This is a genomic window from Plasticicumulans lactativorans, assembly GCF_004341245.1.
GTDB classification, from domain to species: Bacteria; Pseudomonadota; Gammaproteobacteria; order Competibacterales; family Competibacteraceae; genus Plasticicumulans_A; species Plasticicumulans_A lactativorans.
Map to the genome: position 1 here is coordinate 38,978 of NZ_SLWY01000014.1, position 14,999 is coordinate 53,976.

Annotated in this window: 12 protein-coding genes and 1 pseudogene; 8 read left to right on the forward strand and 5 right to left on the reverse strand. The window is 68.0% G+C overall.

The window, feature by feature from the left end; genetic code table 11:
• The first annotated feature begins 179 nt into the window (after positions 1 to 179).
• Positions 180 to 383 carry a DUF2442 domain-containing protein gene (locus tag EV699_RS13180; RefSeq protein ID WP_132543466.1) on the forward strand — a complete coding sequence of 68 codons (204 nt, stop codon included), beginning with the start codon at positions 180 to 182 and terminating at the stop codon, positions 381 to 383.
• 594 nt (positions 384 to 977) lie between these two features.
• On the opposite strand, the pseudogene EV699_RS13185 reads toward EV699_RS13180, so the two are convergent.
• Positions 978 to 1,133, reverse strand: a pseudogene (locus tag EV699_RS13185) (IS5/IS1182 family transposase); the annotation flags it as partial.
• 570 nt (positions 1,134 to 1,703) lie between these two features.
• Here EV699_RS13185 and EV699_RS19975 point away from each other — a divergent pair.
• Positions 1,704 to 2,345 carry a restriction endonuclease gene (locus EV699_RS19975; protein ID WP_165904133.1) on the forward strand — a complete coding sequence of 214 codons (642 nt, stop codon included), beginning with the start codon at positions 1,704 to 1,706 and terminating at the stop codon, positions 2,343 to 2,345.
• 265 nt (positions 2,346 to 2,610) lie between these two features.
• On the forward strand, positions 2,611 to 3,150 hold the full coding sequence (locus EV699_RS13195) for an SRPBCC family protein (RefSeq protein WP_243662672.1): 540 nt from the start codon (positions 2,611 to 2,613) through the stop codon (positions 3,148 to 3,150).
• 110 nt (positions 3,151 to 3,260) lie between these two features.
• On the opposite strand, the gene EV699_RS13200 is transcribed toward EV699_RS13195, so the two are convergent.
• Positions 3,261 to 3,662 (reverse strand): hypothetical protein, encoded by a 402-nt coding sequence (locus tag EV699_RS13200; RefSeq protein WP_132543470.1) that lies wholly within the window; start codon positions 3,660 to 3,662, stop codon positions 3,261 to 3,263.
• A 397-nt stretch (positions 3,663 to 4,059) separates the two neighbouring features.
• Here EV699_RS13200 and EV699_RS13205 point away from each other — a divergent pair, with 397 nt between their 5' ends.
• The 5 genes from EV699_RS13205 to EV699_RS13225 all read left to right on the forward strand — a co-directional run bounded on the left by EV699_RS13205 (position 4,060) and on the right by EV699_RS13225 (position 12,838).
• The gene (locus tag EV699_RS13205) at positions 4,060 to 4,665 is read left to right on the forward strand and encodes a hypothetical protein (protein WP_132543472.1); all 606 of its coding nucleotides are present in this window, start codon (positions 4,060 to 4,062) and stop codon (positions 4,663 to 4,665) included.
• 106 nt (positions 4,666 to 4,771) lie between these two features.
• On the forward strand, positions 4,772 to 5,845 hold the full coding sequence (locus tag EV699_RS13210) for a hypothetical protein (RefSeq protein WP_132543474.1): 1,074 nt from the start codon (positions 4,772 to 4,774) through the stop codon (positions 5,843 to 5,845).
• Positions 5,846 to 6,392: 547 nt separating this feature from the next.
• On the forward strand, positions 6,393 to 9,491 hold the full coding sequence (locus tag EV699_RS13215; RefSeq protein ID WP_132543476.1) for an eCIS core domain-containing protein: 3,099 nt from the start codon (positions 6,393 to 6,395) through the stop codon (positions 9,489 to 9,491).
• A 19-nt stretch (positions 9,492 to 9,510) separates the two neighbouring features.
• Positions 9,511 to 10,401, forward strand: a complete 891-nt coding sequence (locus EV699_RS13220) for a hypothetical protein (protein ID WP_132543478.1) — start codon at positions 9,511 to 9,513, stop codon at positions 10,399 to 10,401.
• A gap of 19 nt (positions 10,402 to 10,420) precedes the next feature.
• Entirely contained in the window at positions 10,421 to 12,838 is a 2,418-nt protein-coding gene (locus EV699_RS13225; RefSeq protein WP_132543480.1) for a DUF2817 domain-containing protein, read from the forward strand.
• Between the two features lie 49 nt (positions 12,839 to 12,887).
• On the opposite strand, the gene EV699_RS13230 is transcribed toward EV699_RS13225, so the two are convergent.
• The 3 genes from EV699_RS13230 to EV699_RS13240 form a co-directional block, all read right to left on the reverse strand.
• Positions 12,888 to 13,358: an SRPBCC family protein gene (locus tag EV699_RS13230; protein WP_132543482.1), complete on the reverse strand. Its 471-nt coding sequence runs from the start codon at positions 13,356 to 13,358 to the stop codon at positions 12,888 to 12,890.
• A gap of 108 nt (positions 13,359 to 13,466) precedes the next feature.
• On the reverse strand, positions 13,467 to 14,330 hold the full coding sequence (locus EV699_RS13235; RefSeq protein ID WP_132543484.1) for a radical SAM protein: 864 nt from the start codon (positions 14,328 to 14,330) through the stop codon (positions 13,467 to 13,469).
• Complete coding sequence (locus EV699_RS13240) at positions 14,327 to 14,977, reverse strand: DUF7146 domain-containing protein (protein ID WP_132543486.1); 651 nt, start codon at positions 14,975 to 14,977, stop codon at positions 14,327 to 14,329. Before EV699_RS13240 ends, EV699_RS13235 begins: the two co-directional genes overlap by 4 nt.
• Positions 14,978 to 14,999 lie beyond the last annotated feature (22 nt).

A 14,999-nucleotide genomic window follows, 5' to 3' on the forward strand; every position in this document is an offset into this window, starting at 1 on the left:
TCAAGACAGATCGTGTTTTTGACTTTCCGGGGCGCATCACCTGCAGTCGTATATCCGGCATCTGTGGTGGGTTCTGAATGACCCGTGCCGACATGGAATCTGCCCGCGATGCACCAATCGTTACAGGCGACTGCTGGAGAGCCGGAAGAGTTATCGGCGTTCTGAAGTGAGGTGTGAAAATGATTAGGGTGGTATCGGTTGCAGCGATTGGTGATTATAGGCTGAAGGTAAAGCTGTCGAATAGGGCGGGCGGCGTTTTTGATGTCAAGCCTTATCTTGGAAAAGAAATATTTAAAGAGTTGAAAGATCCAGATTATTTTGGTTTTGTAAAAGTTGCGTTTGGTAGCGTTATGTGGCCACATGAGCAAGACTTCGTGGAGTAGAGGCTGTTGGGCACCCACTCGCCATCCCTGTCGAGCATCCCGGCTTCGCGGGCGCCCATCCCGTGCCTCTACGGCGTGTCCAACGGCCCCGGTTCGCCCTGCGCATCGGGCCTGCTACGCCCGTCGAGACGCGCTGCGCAGACCCGACGCTCAAATGGCTTGACGCCATTCTCCCTGGCTACCGGGGGCTCCTCGGCTCGCGGGTCGCTCCATGCCTCCTCGAGTGCTCACACTATTGAAAGTGAACTGCAGACAGAAGAGGCCAGATTTGCCTGATTGCTGATTGTGCTGGAGCGTTACGCGTCCAGTGAAGCAGGCTGTCAAGGAAATTCTGGTTTATTCCAGGCAACGAAGCACGGCAGGTTGGACCGAATGAAATGAAGCCCAACGTTCACCGCGTGCACGCTGGGAAAGCGTAAACCGATGCACTACCGAAGTGCCCGAAGCGGAAACCATCCGCGACAGCCGCCAGAGCAAACGCGAAAGTGGTATCTGGCAGCGCCGTTACTGGGAATCCCACATCGGGACGACATGGTTCTGCGAGCGCAGTCCGACTACATTCATTCCAACCCAGTTTGTGTATCCACCGGAGGGGCGCGGTAAACGTTGGGCTTTCGGGTAGTGCGGTTCGATCACGGCCAGCCGCGCGGCCCACGGCACGACCGCCTCCCTCTCAACGAGGAAACGCTCCCGGCGGGTCTGCTTCTTCTTCCCGTCGAAAACCAGCGAGGCGAAGGTTGTTTGCTTCATGGTGGCCTCACGGTCAATAACTTCAGGATTGTATAAACCCTGAATAAATCATAGTTTCCTTCGAGGAGGCATGGAGCGACCCGCGAGCCGAGGAGCCCCCGGTAGCCAGGGAGAATGGCGTCAAGCCATTTGAGCGTCGGGTCTGCGCAGCGCGTCTCGACGGGCGTAGCAGGCCCGATGCGCAGGGCGAACCGGGGCCGTTGGACACGCCGTAGAGGCACGGGATGGGCGCCCGCGAAGCCGGGATGCTCGACAGGGATGGCGAGTGGGTGCCCAACAGCCTCTACTCCACAGAAACGGGAGACATTGGCGATGGAGAATGTGCAGAGGACAATCATTGTGTCCTGCCCGTCTTGTGGACAGAAGAACCGCATCGCTGACCGGGCCGGGTTACCTTGTTGCGGAACCTGCCATTCACCTCTTCCACCCATTCCTCCCGTGAAACCAGCGCGGCCTGTATGGGCTTCCCCGTTGGCTTTTATGCGCTACATTTGGCAGAAGCGCCGATTCCCGGCTCTATACGGGTACTGGCGGAGTTGGCGACAATACACCCGGGCAGAGCAGATGTATGTGGCTGCAGACCATCGGTTTAAACTGTCCGAAGAGGAACGGCAGCGTAGAGTGCAAGAAGAGTGTCGACGACAAGAAGAGGAACGGCAGCGTAAAGCGCAAGAAGAGCGTCGACGACAAGAAGAGAAGCGGCAGCGTAAAGCACAAGAAGAGCGCCGACGAGAAGAGGAGCGGTGTGCACGCGAAGACTGGATTGCCACGCACAAACGACTACAGTTCGATCAACTGGACCGCCTCACCGGCCCAGAGTTTGAGCAGCGTTTGGCAATTCTCTTTCGTCATCAAGGATATTCTGTAAAGCTGACTAAAGGTTCAGGAGATCAAGGAGCCGATTTGCTTCTGAGCAAGGGAAACATCCTCATTGCCGTGCAGGCGAAACGGTACACCGCGCGCGTCGGAAATCGTGCCATTCAGGAACTGCTTGGAGGTATGATATTTTATAAGTGTAACCGAGGGATGGTCGTGACAACGTCCGACTTTACCCGATCTGCAAAGGAATTGGCGGCGAAAGCCAGTGGTGTCGAACTCTGGGGGCGAAGCGAATTACGCGCTCACTTTATGAATGCGTTTCCATACGATCCGCCGGCATTTTCGTGGGACGCTTATCGGAAACTCAAGAAATCTTTCTACAGCACCAGTTAATCGATTCAAGCATAATCCCCGCAACATGGTTGGGCTGAATGAAGTGAAGCCCAACGTTTACCGCGGCCACGCTGAAAAAGAGTTGGACTTCGCAGGCTCAGCCTAAATCTACGGACTGCCTGATGCATAATGTCGGGAAGTTGTGCGCATCATGGCCATGCCCACACAGACCGGGCTGCCCACTCGCCCAGAGAAAGGGGCTTTCCTACAACGTCATTAGACGTTCCGGAGTGACCGGAGTGACCGGAGTGCACGGAGACCCGACGTGAAACCCTCCAGGTTCCGCCTATGGTTCCTGGTGGTCGCAGGCCTCGGGCTGGCATTCGCCGCGATCGCCTTCATTCCAGTGAATATTGGCGTCACTCACGTACGCACGGAGATCGACATTGCCAGGCCTCCTCACGACGTTTACGCATACGTCTCCACCCCGGCCAACTGGCCGCGCTGGCACCCTTCCTCGATAGCGGTTAGAGGCGACGCGGCGCATTCGCTCGTGCTTGGCGAAGCGGTCGATGAAGAGTTCAGCGTCGCCGGAAGGCACGGGGTCGCCCATTGGCGTGTGGTCGCGCGCCAGCCCGACAGCCTCTGGAGCATCGAGGGCCAGATCGACGGGCGCGTCGCTGGCGTCATCACGTACACCCTCTTGCAGAACGCAGGAGGAACGCATTTCGTGCGGACCTTCGATTACCCGTCGCGCACCGTTCTGTTTGCCATCCTCAACGCCTTCGTCCTGAAGGCACGCATCGTCGAAGAATCCGGGGAGGCGCTCGCCAACTTGCGAAACCTCTTGGAATCCAAAACGTAAAGGAGCGCGACACCTGTCCATCGACCGCTGCGGGGCGGGGGACAGGCCGCCGGGCCGTCGTCATCTCGAACGTTTGACCGTGCTACCTTTCCCAAACCCCGCGCGGATCGTTACGGCTCCAGCAATTGAACCTGTGCGCTGTGGAGTGCCTGCCTGGCACTGTCCCAGTCGCCTGTGCAATACACCGACAGGCGGTTGATCGAGCCACCGTCCACGTGCGCGATGATCACCTCGCGGCAATACCAGTCATCCTTGGCGTCCGTCCATCGCTCCTCCAGTTCCATGACGAATCCCGTCGGCGTTGGCGCGACGCTCCACCGGGGCACCTTGCCCGGTCCGGGGTGGCCGTGCAGGCGCACCCCCACCACATCCTCGATCCCCCTCGCCTGGATGCGCCATTGCGGCAGCGTGAAGTCCAGGAACACGTCCGACGTGAACAGGGCGGGATCAGGCCTGCCGGTTTCCAGAAACGAGATGAATCGCGAAACAACCTCGTCAATGCGTGAGTTCATGGCGTCTTCCCGTGGTATCTGGTCGCCACCCGCGCATCGCGCGGGGCCGTGTGCCATTACGCAGGCCCGGATCGCCCGGATGCACGCCATCCTGAAAAAGAAATATTCGAAGAGTAAAGGAGCCAGATTGTTTCGATGTGGTGATGGCTGCGTTTGGCGGCGTCATGTGTTTGCATAAGCAAGACCTCAGCGCGGTAGCTTGGGCTGAATGACAGGTGTCGGGTGGACGGCTCGCCATACTATTTTTTATTGCGGCGAGCCGTCCGTCCAACGCACGAAAAATTCTCGGGCGCGGCCTTGCCAAGCAACTGATCGATCGCTACTTTTCGATGAACCTCCCGCGGCCACGGAGGTATTCAGGCGGTCGATAGGTCGTCTACTTATAGTGAGGCATCCGATGGACTTCCTCATTTATCTCTTGTCCGCAGTCACGGTTCAAAGCGCGCTTCTAGCCGCGGTAGCTTGGCTTTGCAAGGGACTGGTAACGCACCAGCTCAGCAAGGAGATGGAAGCCTTCAAGCATCAACTGCAGGTCGAGGCAGCGCGAACCAACGTCATATTCGCCAAGCTCCATGAGCGCAGGGCAGAAGTGGTCGCTGAGCTGTACGCCGACATGGTCGATTTTGAGATCGCGGCGAGGAAGTTTACCTACTTGGAAAACGAAGCAGCCGGGACTACTCAGCAATTCGTGGAAGTGATGGAGCGGGCTCTCGAGCTCCAAAACTTCTTCAACAAACATCGCATCTACTTTCCGGAACAGTTGGCCGTTCGAATCGACACATATCAGGATGAACTAGTAGAAAAACTGAAGGAGCTGCATTCACTGTCGAAGTTTGGCCGACTGCCAGAGGAGTTGCAAGGCAAGCTGTTTACGGCTTGGGGTTCCCTCATCAAGCATATGAACGAGTCACTCCCTTTGATCAAGGCCGAGCTAGAGGCGTCGTTCCGGGGTCTGCTCGGGGTACACGAGAGCGACAGGGCGGATGAACGCGCGGATGCCTAACCCGCACCGGTTTCCGTGGCCCGGTCATGGGCAGCGATAGGCAGAATTTAGTCACTGGACAATCCCTAACATTTTCCACTGTGACCACCGGTACGAAGAGGTAAGTATGAAAAGTCTTACAAAAGTGACTAGCCCCTTCATCGTCGCAGTATTGGTTTGTCTCCCCGGCCAATCTCATGCGTATCTCGGCGGGTTTGAGGCCCAGGATGGCTATTTGGGATTTGTCAACTGGGTTAATGGCTATGACGCCGGTCAATCCGGTACCTCCAACGGCGGCCCGGGTGGCAGTCCCAGCAATTTGCCGCAGCCGCCAATTACCGATTTCCCGGGCGGATTGTGGCACGATTTAAATGATGCCTTCGCCACATACAACGCCAATACATCCGTGTTCGCGGGTGGTTATTATGTCACCGGGCACACCGAAGTTACTGGTCTTGGCATGGTTCCGCACAGTGGAGAGCAAATGCTGGCTCTGCGGAATACCACATATGCCACCATTCCCCCGACCGTTCCCGCTCAACCATTGGACTATCGCTATACTCTGGATGCTCGCGATTTTTACAACGGCGGCAACCCGATCAGTCCTGCCAGTACTGGCGACAAGATCGTCAATTGGAGCGTCTGGATTTCGCCAGGCCCGAAGACCGCACCAAGTGATGGGGTCTGGCTCAGTTTTCGTGACAGCCAAAGCGCCCCCGACAACCCTTCCAATCCCAACGCGCCCATTGCCTTTCAATTCGGATGGGATGAGACCTACCAACTCAGATACCGCGATACGCCTGGCGGCAGTTGGAGCTATCTGATCGACTCGACAAACGCGAATTATGTGTTTGGTCGGCCATGGGAGCCAGGAATACCGTCTATCAACAAACCACCAGTAACCAATATTTATGATCTTTTCGAATTTTCGTTCGACCTACTCCACGACAAGTGGTCGTTGGATGTCACGAGTGGCCTCACCGGAAACGTCATGACCTTCGTTACCGACCGAGCGTTTGGGCAGAATCTTCTGGATTTGTCCTTCATCGATTTTCATGTCAGTTACGGCAACGAGAAGGGTTTTTTCGACGATTCGAACTTCACGATTAGTAGTGTCCAAGTACCCGAGCCAGGAACCTGGAGCTTGCTGTTGATTCCGGGGCTGATGCTGCGGCGCTTGCGGGGGCGCAGATTGCGGTGAGGATCTCGCGGCGGAGCCGGCGTAATGTCAGCCAGGATTCACGGTATCTCGGGGCCTAATCGGGTAGCCAGGGGGGGGTCTCGCTCGGCAGGTTGGGCTGAATGAAATGAAGCCCAACGTTCACCGTGTGTACCTTGGGAAAGCGTAAACCGATGCCGCGGGCGTGGCCTGTCTCGTCATCAGATGCCAAGGGCCGCTTCGGTGAATGAAGACGTGTTGTGTGCCCACCGAAGGGGGCGGTAAACGGTTGGGCTTCGCAGGCCCAGCCCAAGCTACGGGCTGGAAACACGCCGCTGCCAGCCGCTTTTCGTCGTTCCCGTTCCCCGTCCGTCCAAGCGTTCCTTCGCTCGCCCCGAGTGGCCCCGTCGCCCCGCCAGCCGCCATCAGGCATGCCTGATTTCGGCGCGTTTGTTGACTAGGGTTACTGCGAACCGGTCGTGGCGGCCGGGCTGGCCGGGGCGTGGGGAGGGCGGATGCGCGTACCGGGCTCGAACGGGGCGGACGGTCGGCCGGCCGACGTTGGCGGCCGGGGGCGCGGGCCGCGTCGATGAGCCAGCTCGCTGCGCGGAGCAAGGCGCCGGCGCGGGCCGCCGAGCCGGCGAAGGGGCCGAAGGCGCCGCCGACGCCGGCCGAGGAGGCGCCGACGCCGTCGCTGTGGGCGGACTTCGCGCTCGGTGCCTGGGGGGCGCGCACCGGCGGCGGTGCGGCCGACGACCCCACGCGCTACCGCCGGCCGGCGGCGTTCGCCGCGCCGCTGGTGCTGCGTTCGGCGATCCCCGGTGCGGCGCCGGCCGCGGCGGCCGGGGCCTCGCCGTGGAGCCTGCTCGCGCGTTCGCCGGTGTCGCACCGCGCCGGCGTGGCGCGCCTGCACACCGACGTCGCCGCGGCGCGCGCCGCCGAGGGCCTGGGGGCGCACGCGTTCACGATCGGCCGCGACATCTACTTCGGCCGCGGCCGCTTCGCGCCGGCGACGCCGTGGGGTGTGCGGCTCCTGCGCCACGAACTGGCGCACGTCGCCCAGGTGGGGCGCGACGTGGCGGTGGACCCGCAGCGCGGGCTGCCGGTGGCCGACCCCGGTCACCCGGCCGAGCGCGAGGCCGAACACATCGCCGGTGGCGCTGCGCACGCGCCGCTGCACGCGGCGCTGCCGATGGTGTTCCGCGTGCCGGCGACGCCGCGGCCGGTCGCCCGGCTGACGCGCGACCAGCTCTTCGGCAACGCCGCGGTGGTGCCGCCGCTGCCCGGCACCGACCTCGCGAGCTTCCAGGACTACACCGAGCAGACCCAGGCCGACTGGTTCGCCGAGCCCACGCTGAGCCCGGTGGAGCGCACCTTCCTGTGGGACATGCTGCTCAAGCTGCAGACCGGCTCGCACATCCGCCTCGGCATCGGCGACGTCAAGCTCGCCGACCTGCAGGGCGTCGCCGCCGGCGACTGGCCGGGGCTCGAAGCCTTCTGCCGCGGCACCGACCCGGGCCAGTTGACGGTGCGCCTGTTCCCGCCCTTGCCGGCGCTCGCCGACCGCATCGCGCAGGGCAAGACGCTGCTCGCGCTTGAGGCGATCATCCCGGCCGACCAGCTCAACGTGACGGTGTCGCAGTTGCAGCTGCGGCTGCTCACCGCGAATCCGGCGCTGATGCCGCTGCTCGCCGACTACTGGAGCCGCTTCCAGCCCTTCCTCGAACGTACCTTCGAGCCGGCGCCGGGCGCCATGGGGATCGAGTTCCAGGCGGTGCTCACCTTCCTGATCACGATCCGGCCGACCGGGCTCGCGCCGCTGCTGCCGCTGCAGGGGGCGTCGGCGGCGACGCGCTGGGTGCGCAACCTGCACCGCTTCCCGCTGCCGATGCTGAACCGGCTGGTGGCGAACCTCGCCGACACCTCGGGCGCGCGCGATTTCCTGCTGATCCTGCACACCGGCCACGATGCCGTCGGGGCGTTCCAGGACGCCGCCTCGCTGTTCTCCGACCTGGTGCTCAACACCGGCGCCGTCACGCTGCCGTTCATCGGCGTGGTGGGGCCCGACAACCTGGTGCTGATGATCGAGGGCGCGACGACGCTCGCCGACATGACGGTGCGCATCCCGACCATCACCGCCACCTGGGGCAAGCTCGACGGCGCCGGCAACCGCCACATCAACCAGGTGCTGATCGCCGGCCACGGTTCGGGGCACAGCGTGAGCCTGGCCGGCACCAGCGCGCCCACGGTCAGCGGCGGCCACGTGCACTACCTCGAAGAGAGCCTCGACACCGTCGGCAACCTGACGGACACGCGGGCGCTGCTCGATGCGCTGATGCACCACCTCGACCCCGCCACCGCGCGCCTGCTCTACGCCGGCTGCCTGGTCGGCTCGCGCACGGTGCCGGCCGGCACGCCGGCGGCGGGCATCCCGGCGGCGCTCGCCGCCGACCAGAGCCTCGGCGCCTTCACCGAGGCGCGCGCCACCGCCGCCAGCATCCCGCTGACGCCGGGCGTCACCGTGCAGGCGGCGCGCGCCTCGGTCGGGCTGGGCGCGCTGACCGCGCTCAAGGATGCGAGCGGACGGTTGCACCCGACCTACCCGTCCGACCCCAGCGCCTACGGCGGGGCCGCCGCCTACGCGCAGGGCGGCCTGGAGCCCGAGGGCGTGCTGCGCGCCGCGGTCGAGGTCGCCGCGACGGTCAACACCGTGACGGCCGAGACCATGCTGCGCACGCGCCTCGCGCTGCCGGCGCGGCCGACCCACTGGTACGACATCATCACCCGGCTGATGGTGGGCATCGTGCTGCCGCCGGTGCACGTGCCGCCGACCGGGGTCGACCTGCACCTGCTCAACGAGGCGGCGAACACCGCCGAGATCCCGTTCCTGGTGCACTGGGCGCAGTTCGGCTGGATCAACGCGGCGCGCTACGTCACCCACCTGAACCCGCAGCCCTTCGCCGGCACGGTCTACGCCGGGCTCGCCGGCACCGTGCCCTACACGGGGATGGCGCGCGCCGACGACAAGCGCATGCGCATCATCGTCGACCAGGGGCAGTTCCTGCACACCGGCGCGGCGGCGACGCTGCTCGCCGGCATCCTCGCCACCGGCCTCAACTCGGAAAGCTTCAAGAACTTCCTCGACGTCACGCCGACGGTGCTGGGCGGGCGTGAAGCGGCGCTGCTGCCGCTGGTCGGCGCGCCGACCACCGCGCAGATCCGCCTGGGGCTGGCGTGGTTCGCGCGCGATTCGACCAACGCCCACGTGCGCGCCTTCCTGTCGGCGCAGGTGGTGACGGCGGTCGGCGCGGCGCCGGCGTTCAACGCCGCGACGGCGGCCGAGATCGCCGCCTCCCGGCTCGATCCGCGCACCCTGCTGACCCGCCTCGGCTTCTCGCTGACGCCGGCGGGGGCCGCGCCGGTCGGTGGCGGGCCGCCGCCGCCGCTCGCCAACGCGCGCGTGCCCGGCAGCCCGCAGAACACCGTGTTCGTCACCCCGGCGCCGCGCGTGGCGACGGTGATCCCCACCTTCCTCAACGTCCGCAGCGGGCCGTCGATGAGCTTCGTTCCCATGACCGTGCTGCTCGGAGGTGTCAGCGTCAATGTCGCCGGCACCACCGGCAGCTGGTCGGCGATCGATTTCAACGGCCGGCTCGGTTTCGTCTTCACCTCGCAACTGACGCCCTGAGCGCGGCGGAGGGCCCGGCATGGCAGCGATACGGTTCGGCCCCTGGCAGGTGCTGGCGGCGGAGGGCGGCGGCACCGTGGCGCTCGCCGGCGAGCGGCTGGCCGCGTGCGGGCAGGCGCACCTGGTGGTGTGGCAGGGATTGCTGCGCCTCGGCGCGGCCGATGCGCCGTGGCCCGCGCCGGGCCGGCCGCGGTTCGCCGGCGAGCGCGTCTGCTGGGGGCCGGGGGTGCTCGATCTCGCACGCGGCACCTACGCGCCGCTGTACGCGGCCGAGCCCGAGCTGCGCCCGGGCGGTGGCGAGCGCCCCTGCGTGCACGCGTGGTCGGCGCACGGCGAGCGCCTGCTCGTGGGCTACGCGACCGGCGACGCACAGGCGCCGGCGCGCCTCGTGCTGTTCGACGGCGGGCGCGGCGAGCCGCTGGCGACGCTGCGCCATCCGGCCGAGTTCCCGCCGCAGGCGGCGTGGGTGGGGCGCACCGCGCTGGTGGTCGGCTTCGGCGACCCGCGCGCGTTCGCTGCCGACACCGGTGCCGAATGCGCCTGCATCGCGCTCGGTGCCGGCACCGTCACCCGCCTCGATGCCGACGCCGCCGAGCGCCGCCTGCTCGCGGTCGACCTCAACCGCTGCGTCGCCTGGATCGATCCGCACGCCTGGCAGCTCGTCGACCGCTGGGAGGGGCGCTGGCTCGACGCCGCCATCGCCCCCGACGGTCGCCACGCGGTCGCGCTCGACCTCGCCGGTGGCCTGCACCTCGCGCGGCTCGCCGCCGGCCGCTTCGAGCCGCTGGGCGCTGCCGCCGCGCCGCCGTTCGTCGCGACCTCGGTCGCGCTCGACGACACGGCGATCGCGCTCGCCGGCGGTGGGCTTGCCGCGCGCGCGGGCTACGTCATCAAGGAGCCCTCCGCGTGAACCGCACAGGCACCCATCCATGAAAACCGGCTCGCCGCGGCACGCCACCGCCCGACCCGCCGCACCGGCGCCGGCGGCGCGCGCGGCCGGCGACCGGCGGCCCGCCCCGATCAACCCGCTGTGGCGGGCGCTGACGCTGGGGGTGCAGGCCAAGCCCGTGCTCAGCACGCCCGGCGACGCGGCCGAAACCGAGGCCGACCGGGTCGCCGACACGGTGCTGCGCCTGCCGCTGCCCGGCGCGGCCGCGGCGGGGGAGGGCGCGCCGGTGCGCCCGGCGGGGGCCGCGACCGCCGGTGCCGGGGCACCGCTCGACGCCGGCGCGCGGGCGTACTTCGAACCGCGCTTCGGCCACGACTTCGGTGCGGTGCGCGTGCACGACGGCAGCCACGCCGCCGCGGCGGCACGCGACCTCGGCGCGCGCGCCTTCACGCTCGGTCGCGACGTGGTGTTCGGTGCCGGGCAGTACGCGCCGCACACCGCGGCGGGGCGCCACCTGCTCGCGCACGAGCTGACGCACGTGGTGCAGCAGGCGGGCGGTGCCGCGCCGCTGGTCGCGCACGCCACGCCGCCGCGCCTCGCGCGCGCGGTGCTCGACCTCGCCAGGGTCGACCAGGAGCTGAAGGCGGGCGGGCCGCTGACGCTCGCCGCGGGCGAGATCGGCCACGGCGCCAAGGCCGGCAAGGCGATGGACGCGCCGGCCGAGGACCCCGCCGCCGACATGGCGATCGAGGCGCACGTGTTCAAGCGCAACACGCCGGTGCCGACGCCGGCGACGCCGAACGCACCGGCGCCGACCTCCGGCAGCGGCGGCACGCCCGACGCCGGGCCCGTCGAGGTGCCCGAGGCCGATGCCGGCGAGCCGCTCCGCGACGCCGGCGTGCCGATCCCCGCCGGCGTGCCGGAACCCGAACCGACCGATGCCGGCGTGCCCGACGCCGGTCCGCCCGATGCCGGCCCGCCGGTGAACGCGCCGCCGCCGGCCCCGGCGCCGCGGGCGCTGGTGGTGGCGGGCATCCACGGCGACGAGCGCGGGCCGCTCGACCTGGTCGACCGCATGCTCGCCGACCTGAAGAGCGGCACCACGCAGCGCGACTTCGACGTCATCGTCATCCCGCGCATGAACCCCTGGGGCGTCGCCAACAAGAACCGCCTGAACCGCCGCGGCGTGGACCTCAACCGCAACTTCCCCGGCCTCGCGGGTTTCCCGGCGCCGGCGGCCGGCACCGCGGTGCCGCCGCAGCAGCCCGAGGTGACTGCGGTGATGAAGGCGGTGACCACGCTGCACCCGGCGCGCATCCTGGCGATGCACGCGATCGGCGCCGCCGACAAGGGCGGCGCCTTCGCCGACCCCGTGGAAGGCCCGGCGAAGGCGCTCGCCGCGCGCATGGCGCTGCGCATGCGCGGGTCGAAGGACGAGAACGTCAAGGGCAACGAGCTGCACAACCAGGTGTTCAGCGCGCTCTACCCGCTGCAGGGCGAGGTCGACGTGACCACGAAGGCGAGCAGCCTGGGCGCCTGGGCCTCGGCATCGCTGGCCGCCGGCGGGCAGGCGACGCCGGTGATCACCCACGAGGTCGCCGGCAAGCAGCCGCTCGCCGCCACGGGCCCCGGACGCAGCGTCGACACCCTCGTCACGGGGCTCAACGAGTTCTTCCGCGACAACACCGGTGCGCCCGACGAGGGCGACGCGCTGCTCGCGAAGGCGGTCAGCGACGCCTTCCTGCGCGGCGAGCAGAGCGCCAAGGCCGACACGGCGATGCTCGAATCGATCGAGCGCGTCGTGAAGCTGCGCTTCAGCATGCTGCAGGCGCACTACCGCAACGTCTGGCGGCCGGCGCAGGTCGCCGCCGACCCCAAGGCCGCGGCGCGCCTGCCGGCCGCGCTGACCGACGTCAGCAGCACGCGCGGCTTCAAGCGCCAGGCCGGCATCGTCAGCGGCCAGCTCGCGGCGCTGAAGATCACCAGCAAGAACACCGATACCGAGATCGCCGCCGCGCTGCTGAAGATCCTCGAAACGCGCTCGATGCCCGGCTTCTCGCGCCACCACTGGGGCACCGAGCTCGACGTCAACGACACCGAGCGCACGCACTGGAGCGGCAGTGGCGTGATGGTGCCGCTGCTGCCCTTCCTGCAGAAAGAGACCGCGCGCTTCGGCTTCTTCCACCCGTACTCGGCCGGCGGCGGCGGCCAGCCGGGTTTTCCGCGCCCGGCCGACCCGCACTACCTCGACGAGCCCTGGCACATCTCGTACTGGCCGATCGCCAACGTGCTCGCCGCGCAATGGGCGGCGCGCTTCACCGGCAGCGTGCTCGACGCGCTGCTCGACCTGACCGCCGACGCCGTGCGCCCGGCCGGCGTCGACAAGGCGCGGATGAAGACGATCCTCGCGAGCCTCAACCTCGCGAGCTTCCAGACCAACGTGGCGCCGTCGCCGTGAGGGGGAGGGATGCGGCGGGAGCGGATCGCCCCCTCACCCCGGCGGGCGGCTAATCGACGTTACGCACTTCTGCGGCAAGGCGGTCGAGGTTCTGCTCGTTGGCTTCCAGCACGAACGCGGCGATGCGCGTGCGATGGGCGGCGGTGTCGAAGACCTGCCGCCAGCCCACCAGGGTCTGGTCGCCCTGCGCGGTGAACGTGATCGTCATCACGAAGTGATGCCCTTCCGACAGGTGTTCGAAGACGACGCGCTCGGGAGCGGTGATGTCGAGGAACACGCTCGCGTTCGGGTAGTCGCTGCCGTCGGGCCCGTGCATGACGAAACGCCAGCGGCCGCCGGGGCGGAGCTCGAACACCTCGAAGCGGCTCGAAAACCCGTTCGGTCCCCACCAGCGGGCGAGGTGGCGCGGATCGGCGAAAGCACGGAAGACGCGCTCGCGCGGCGCGTCGATGAGCCGCGCATGGACGAATTCGCGATCGGCGGTGGGTTCGCTATCGGCGGCGCGGGTTTCTTCAGGCATTCACGGCTCTCCGACGAGGTACGCGGGGCGGCCCTGCGCGCAGTCCACCGGTATCGAAACGTGCTCGTGCACGACCGTCCAGCGGCGGAGGGCGCCGGTGCGGCTCGCTCAGGCGTGCGCCGGCCGGGCGGGGGGGGGCGGGACGTGGCCGAGCAGGACGTCCTCGCCCTCGCTCGCGCCTTCGAGGCGCAGCGTGCCGTCGGCCTCGACCACGTGCAGCGGGCGCGTCGCGAAGTCGAGCCAGCGCAGTTCGAGGCGGCCGTTGAGCGCGCGCCGCTGCGTGCCGACGTGCTCGCGCAGCGCGCGGCGCTCGGCCGGCGCCAGGCCGTATTCGTCACGTCGGGCGTAGCCGCTGCCGCGGGGGATGAAGGGCAGGATGCTGAGCCGGCGCACGCCGGCGTCGAGGCAGAAGGCGGCGACCCAGTCGACCACCCAGGCGGCGCCGGCGACCACGGTGGTCTGCACCGAGGCGGGCACGCCGGCGGCGAGCAGGCGGTGCAGGTTGGCGGTGGTGCGGTCGAAGGCGGCGCGGCCGACGATCGCGTCGTGCTGCGCGCGGTCGCCGTGCAGGCTCACCTTGACCGGGGTGCGTGTCGCCCGCAGCGCCGAAAGCAGCGCGTCGGACAGCGCGATGCCGTTGGTGGTCAGGCGCGACCTGCCGCCGCGTGCCTGCACCTGCGCGAGCAGTTGCGGCAGCGCCGGGTGGATGCTCGGCTCGCCGCCGCAGAAGTGCACGGTGCGCACGCCGTGCGCGAGCAGCCAGTCGACGCGCTGGCCGAGCGTGTCGGCGGGCGGGTGCGAGCCGTCGGGCGGCGCGAGGCAGAAGCCGCAGCGGGCGTTGCAGTAGCGGGTGACGCGAAAGCAGATCATCGGCGGCAGCCCGTCGCGCGTGCGCTCGGGCGTGCGGCCCGCGCGCCGCGGCGGCGCGGGGCGGCGGCCGGTCGGCGTGACAACGGGGTGGGCGGGGTTCATGGGCGGGCTCCGGCGGCGCCGAGGTGGGTGGCGAGCCAGCGGGCGAGGGCCGCGCGGCCGTGCTTGCGCAGCGCGCAGTTCCAGTCCTTGCAGCGCGGCGGCGGTGGCAGCCGGCGCACCGCGGCGGCGCCGAGGCGCTGCGCGTAGCGTTCGACCTCGGCCTCGCCGGGGCGGCCGGCATCGAAGGCGAGCCACGCGGTGCGCCCGGCGGCGACCTCGGGCAGCCACGGCGTCCAGCGGCCGATGGTGGCGACCGCGCCCCAGCCGCAGGTGGCGAGCGACAGCGCGTCGAACAGCCCTTCGACCAGGATCAGCGGCTCGGTGCGCCAGCCGCCGCCGACGCCGAGCGCGCCGCCGCCGCTGCCGACTGTCAGCATCTTGTTCTGCCCGCGCACCACCTGCAGGTAGCGCCCGTGCACCGCGACCAGCGCATCGGCGCGGTCGCACAGCGGTGCGAGCACGGCCGGGCGGCCGCCGAACGCGGCGTCGTAGCGCAGGCCGGCGGCGGCGGCGACCGCCACCGGCACCCCGCGGCGTTCCACGTAGGCCGCGCCGGGGGTGCCGGCGAGCGGCGCCCCGCGGGCGAAGCGCGCCGCCGGCGCCTCGCCGCTGCCGGGCACGCGGGGCGGGTCGTCGAAGTGCAGCATGCGGCCCCGGCGGGGGCGTTGC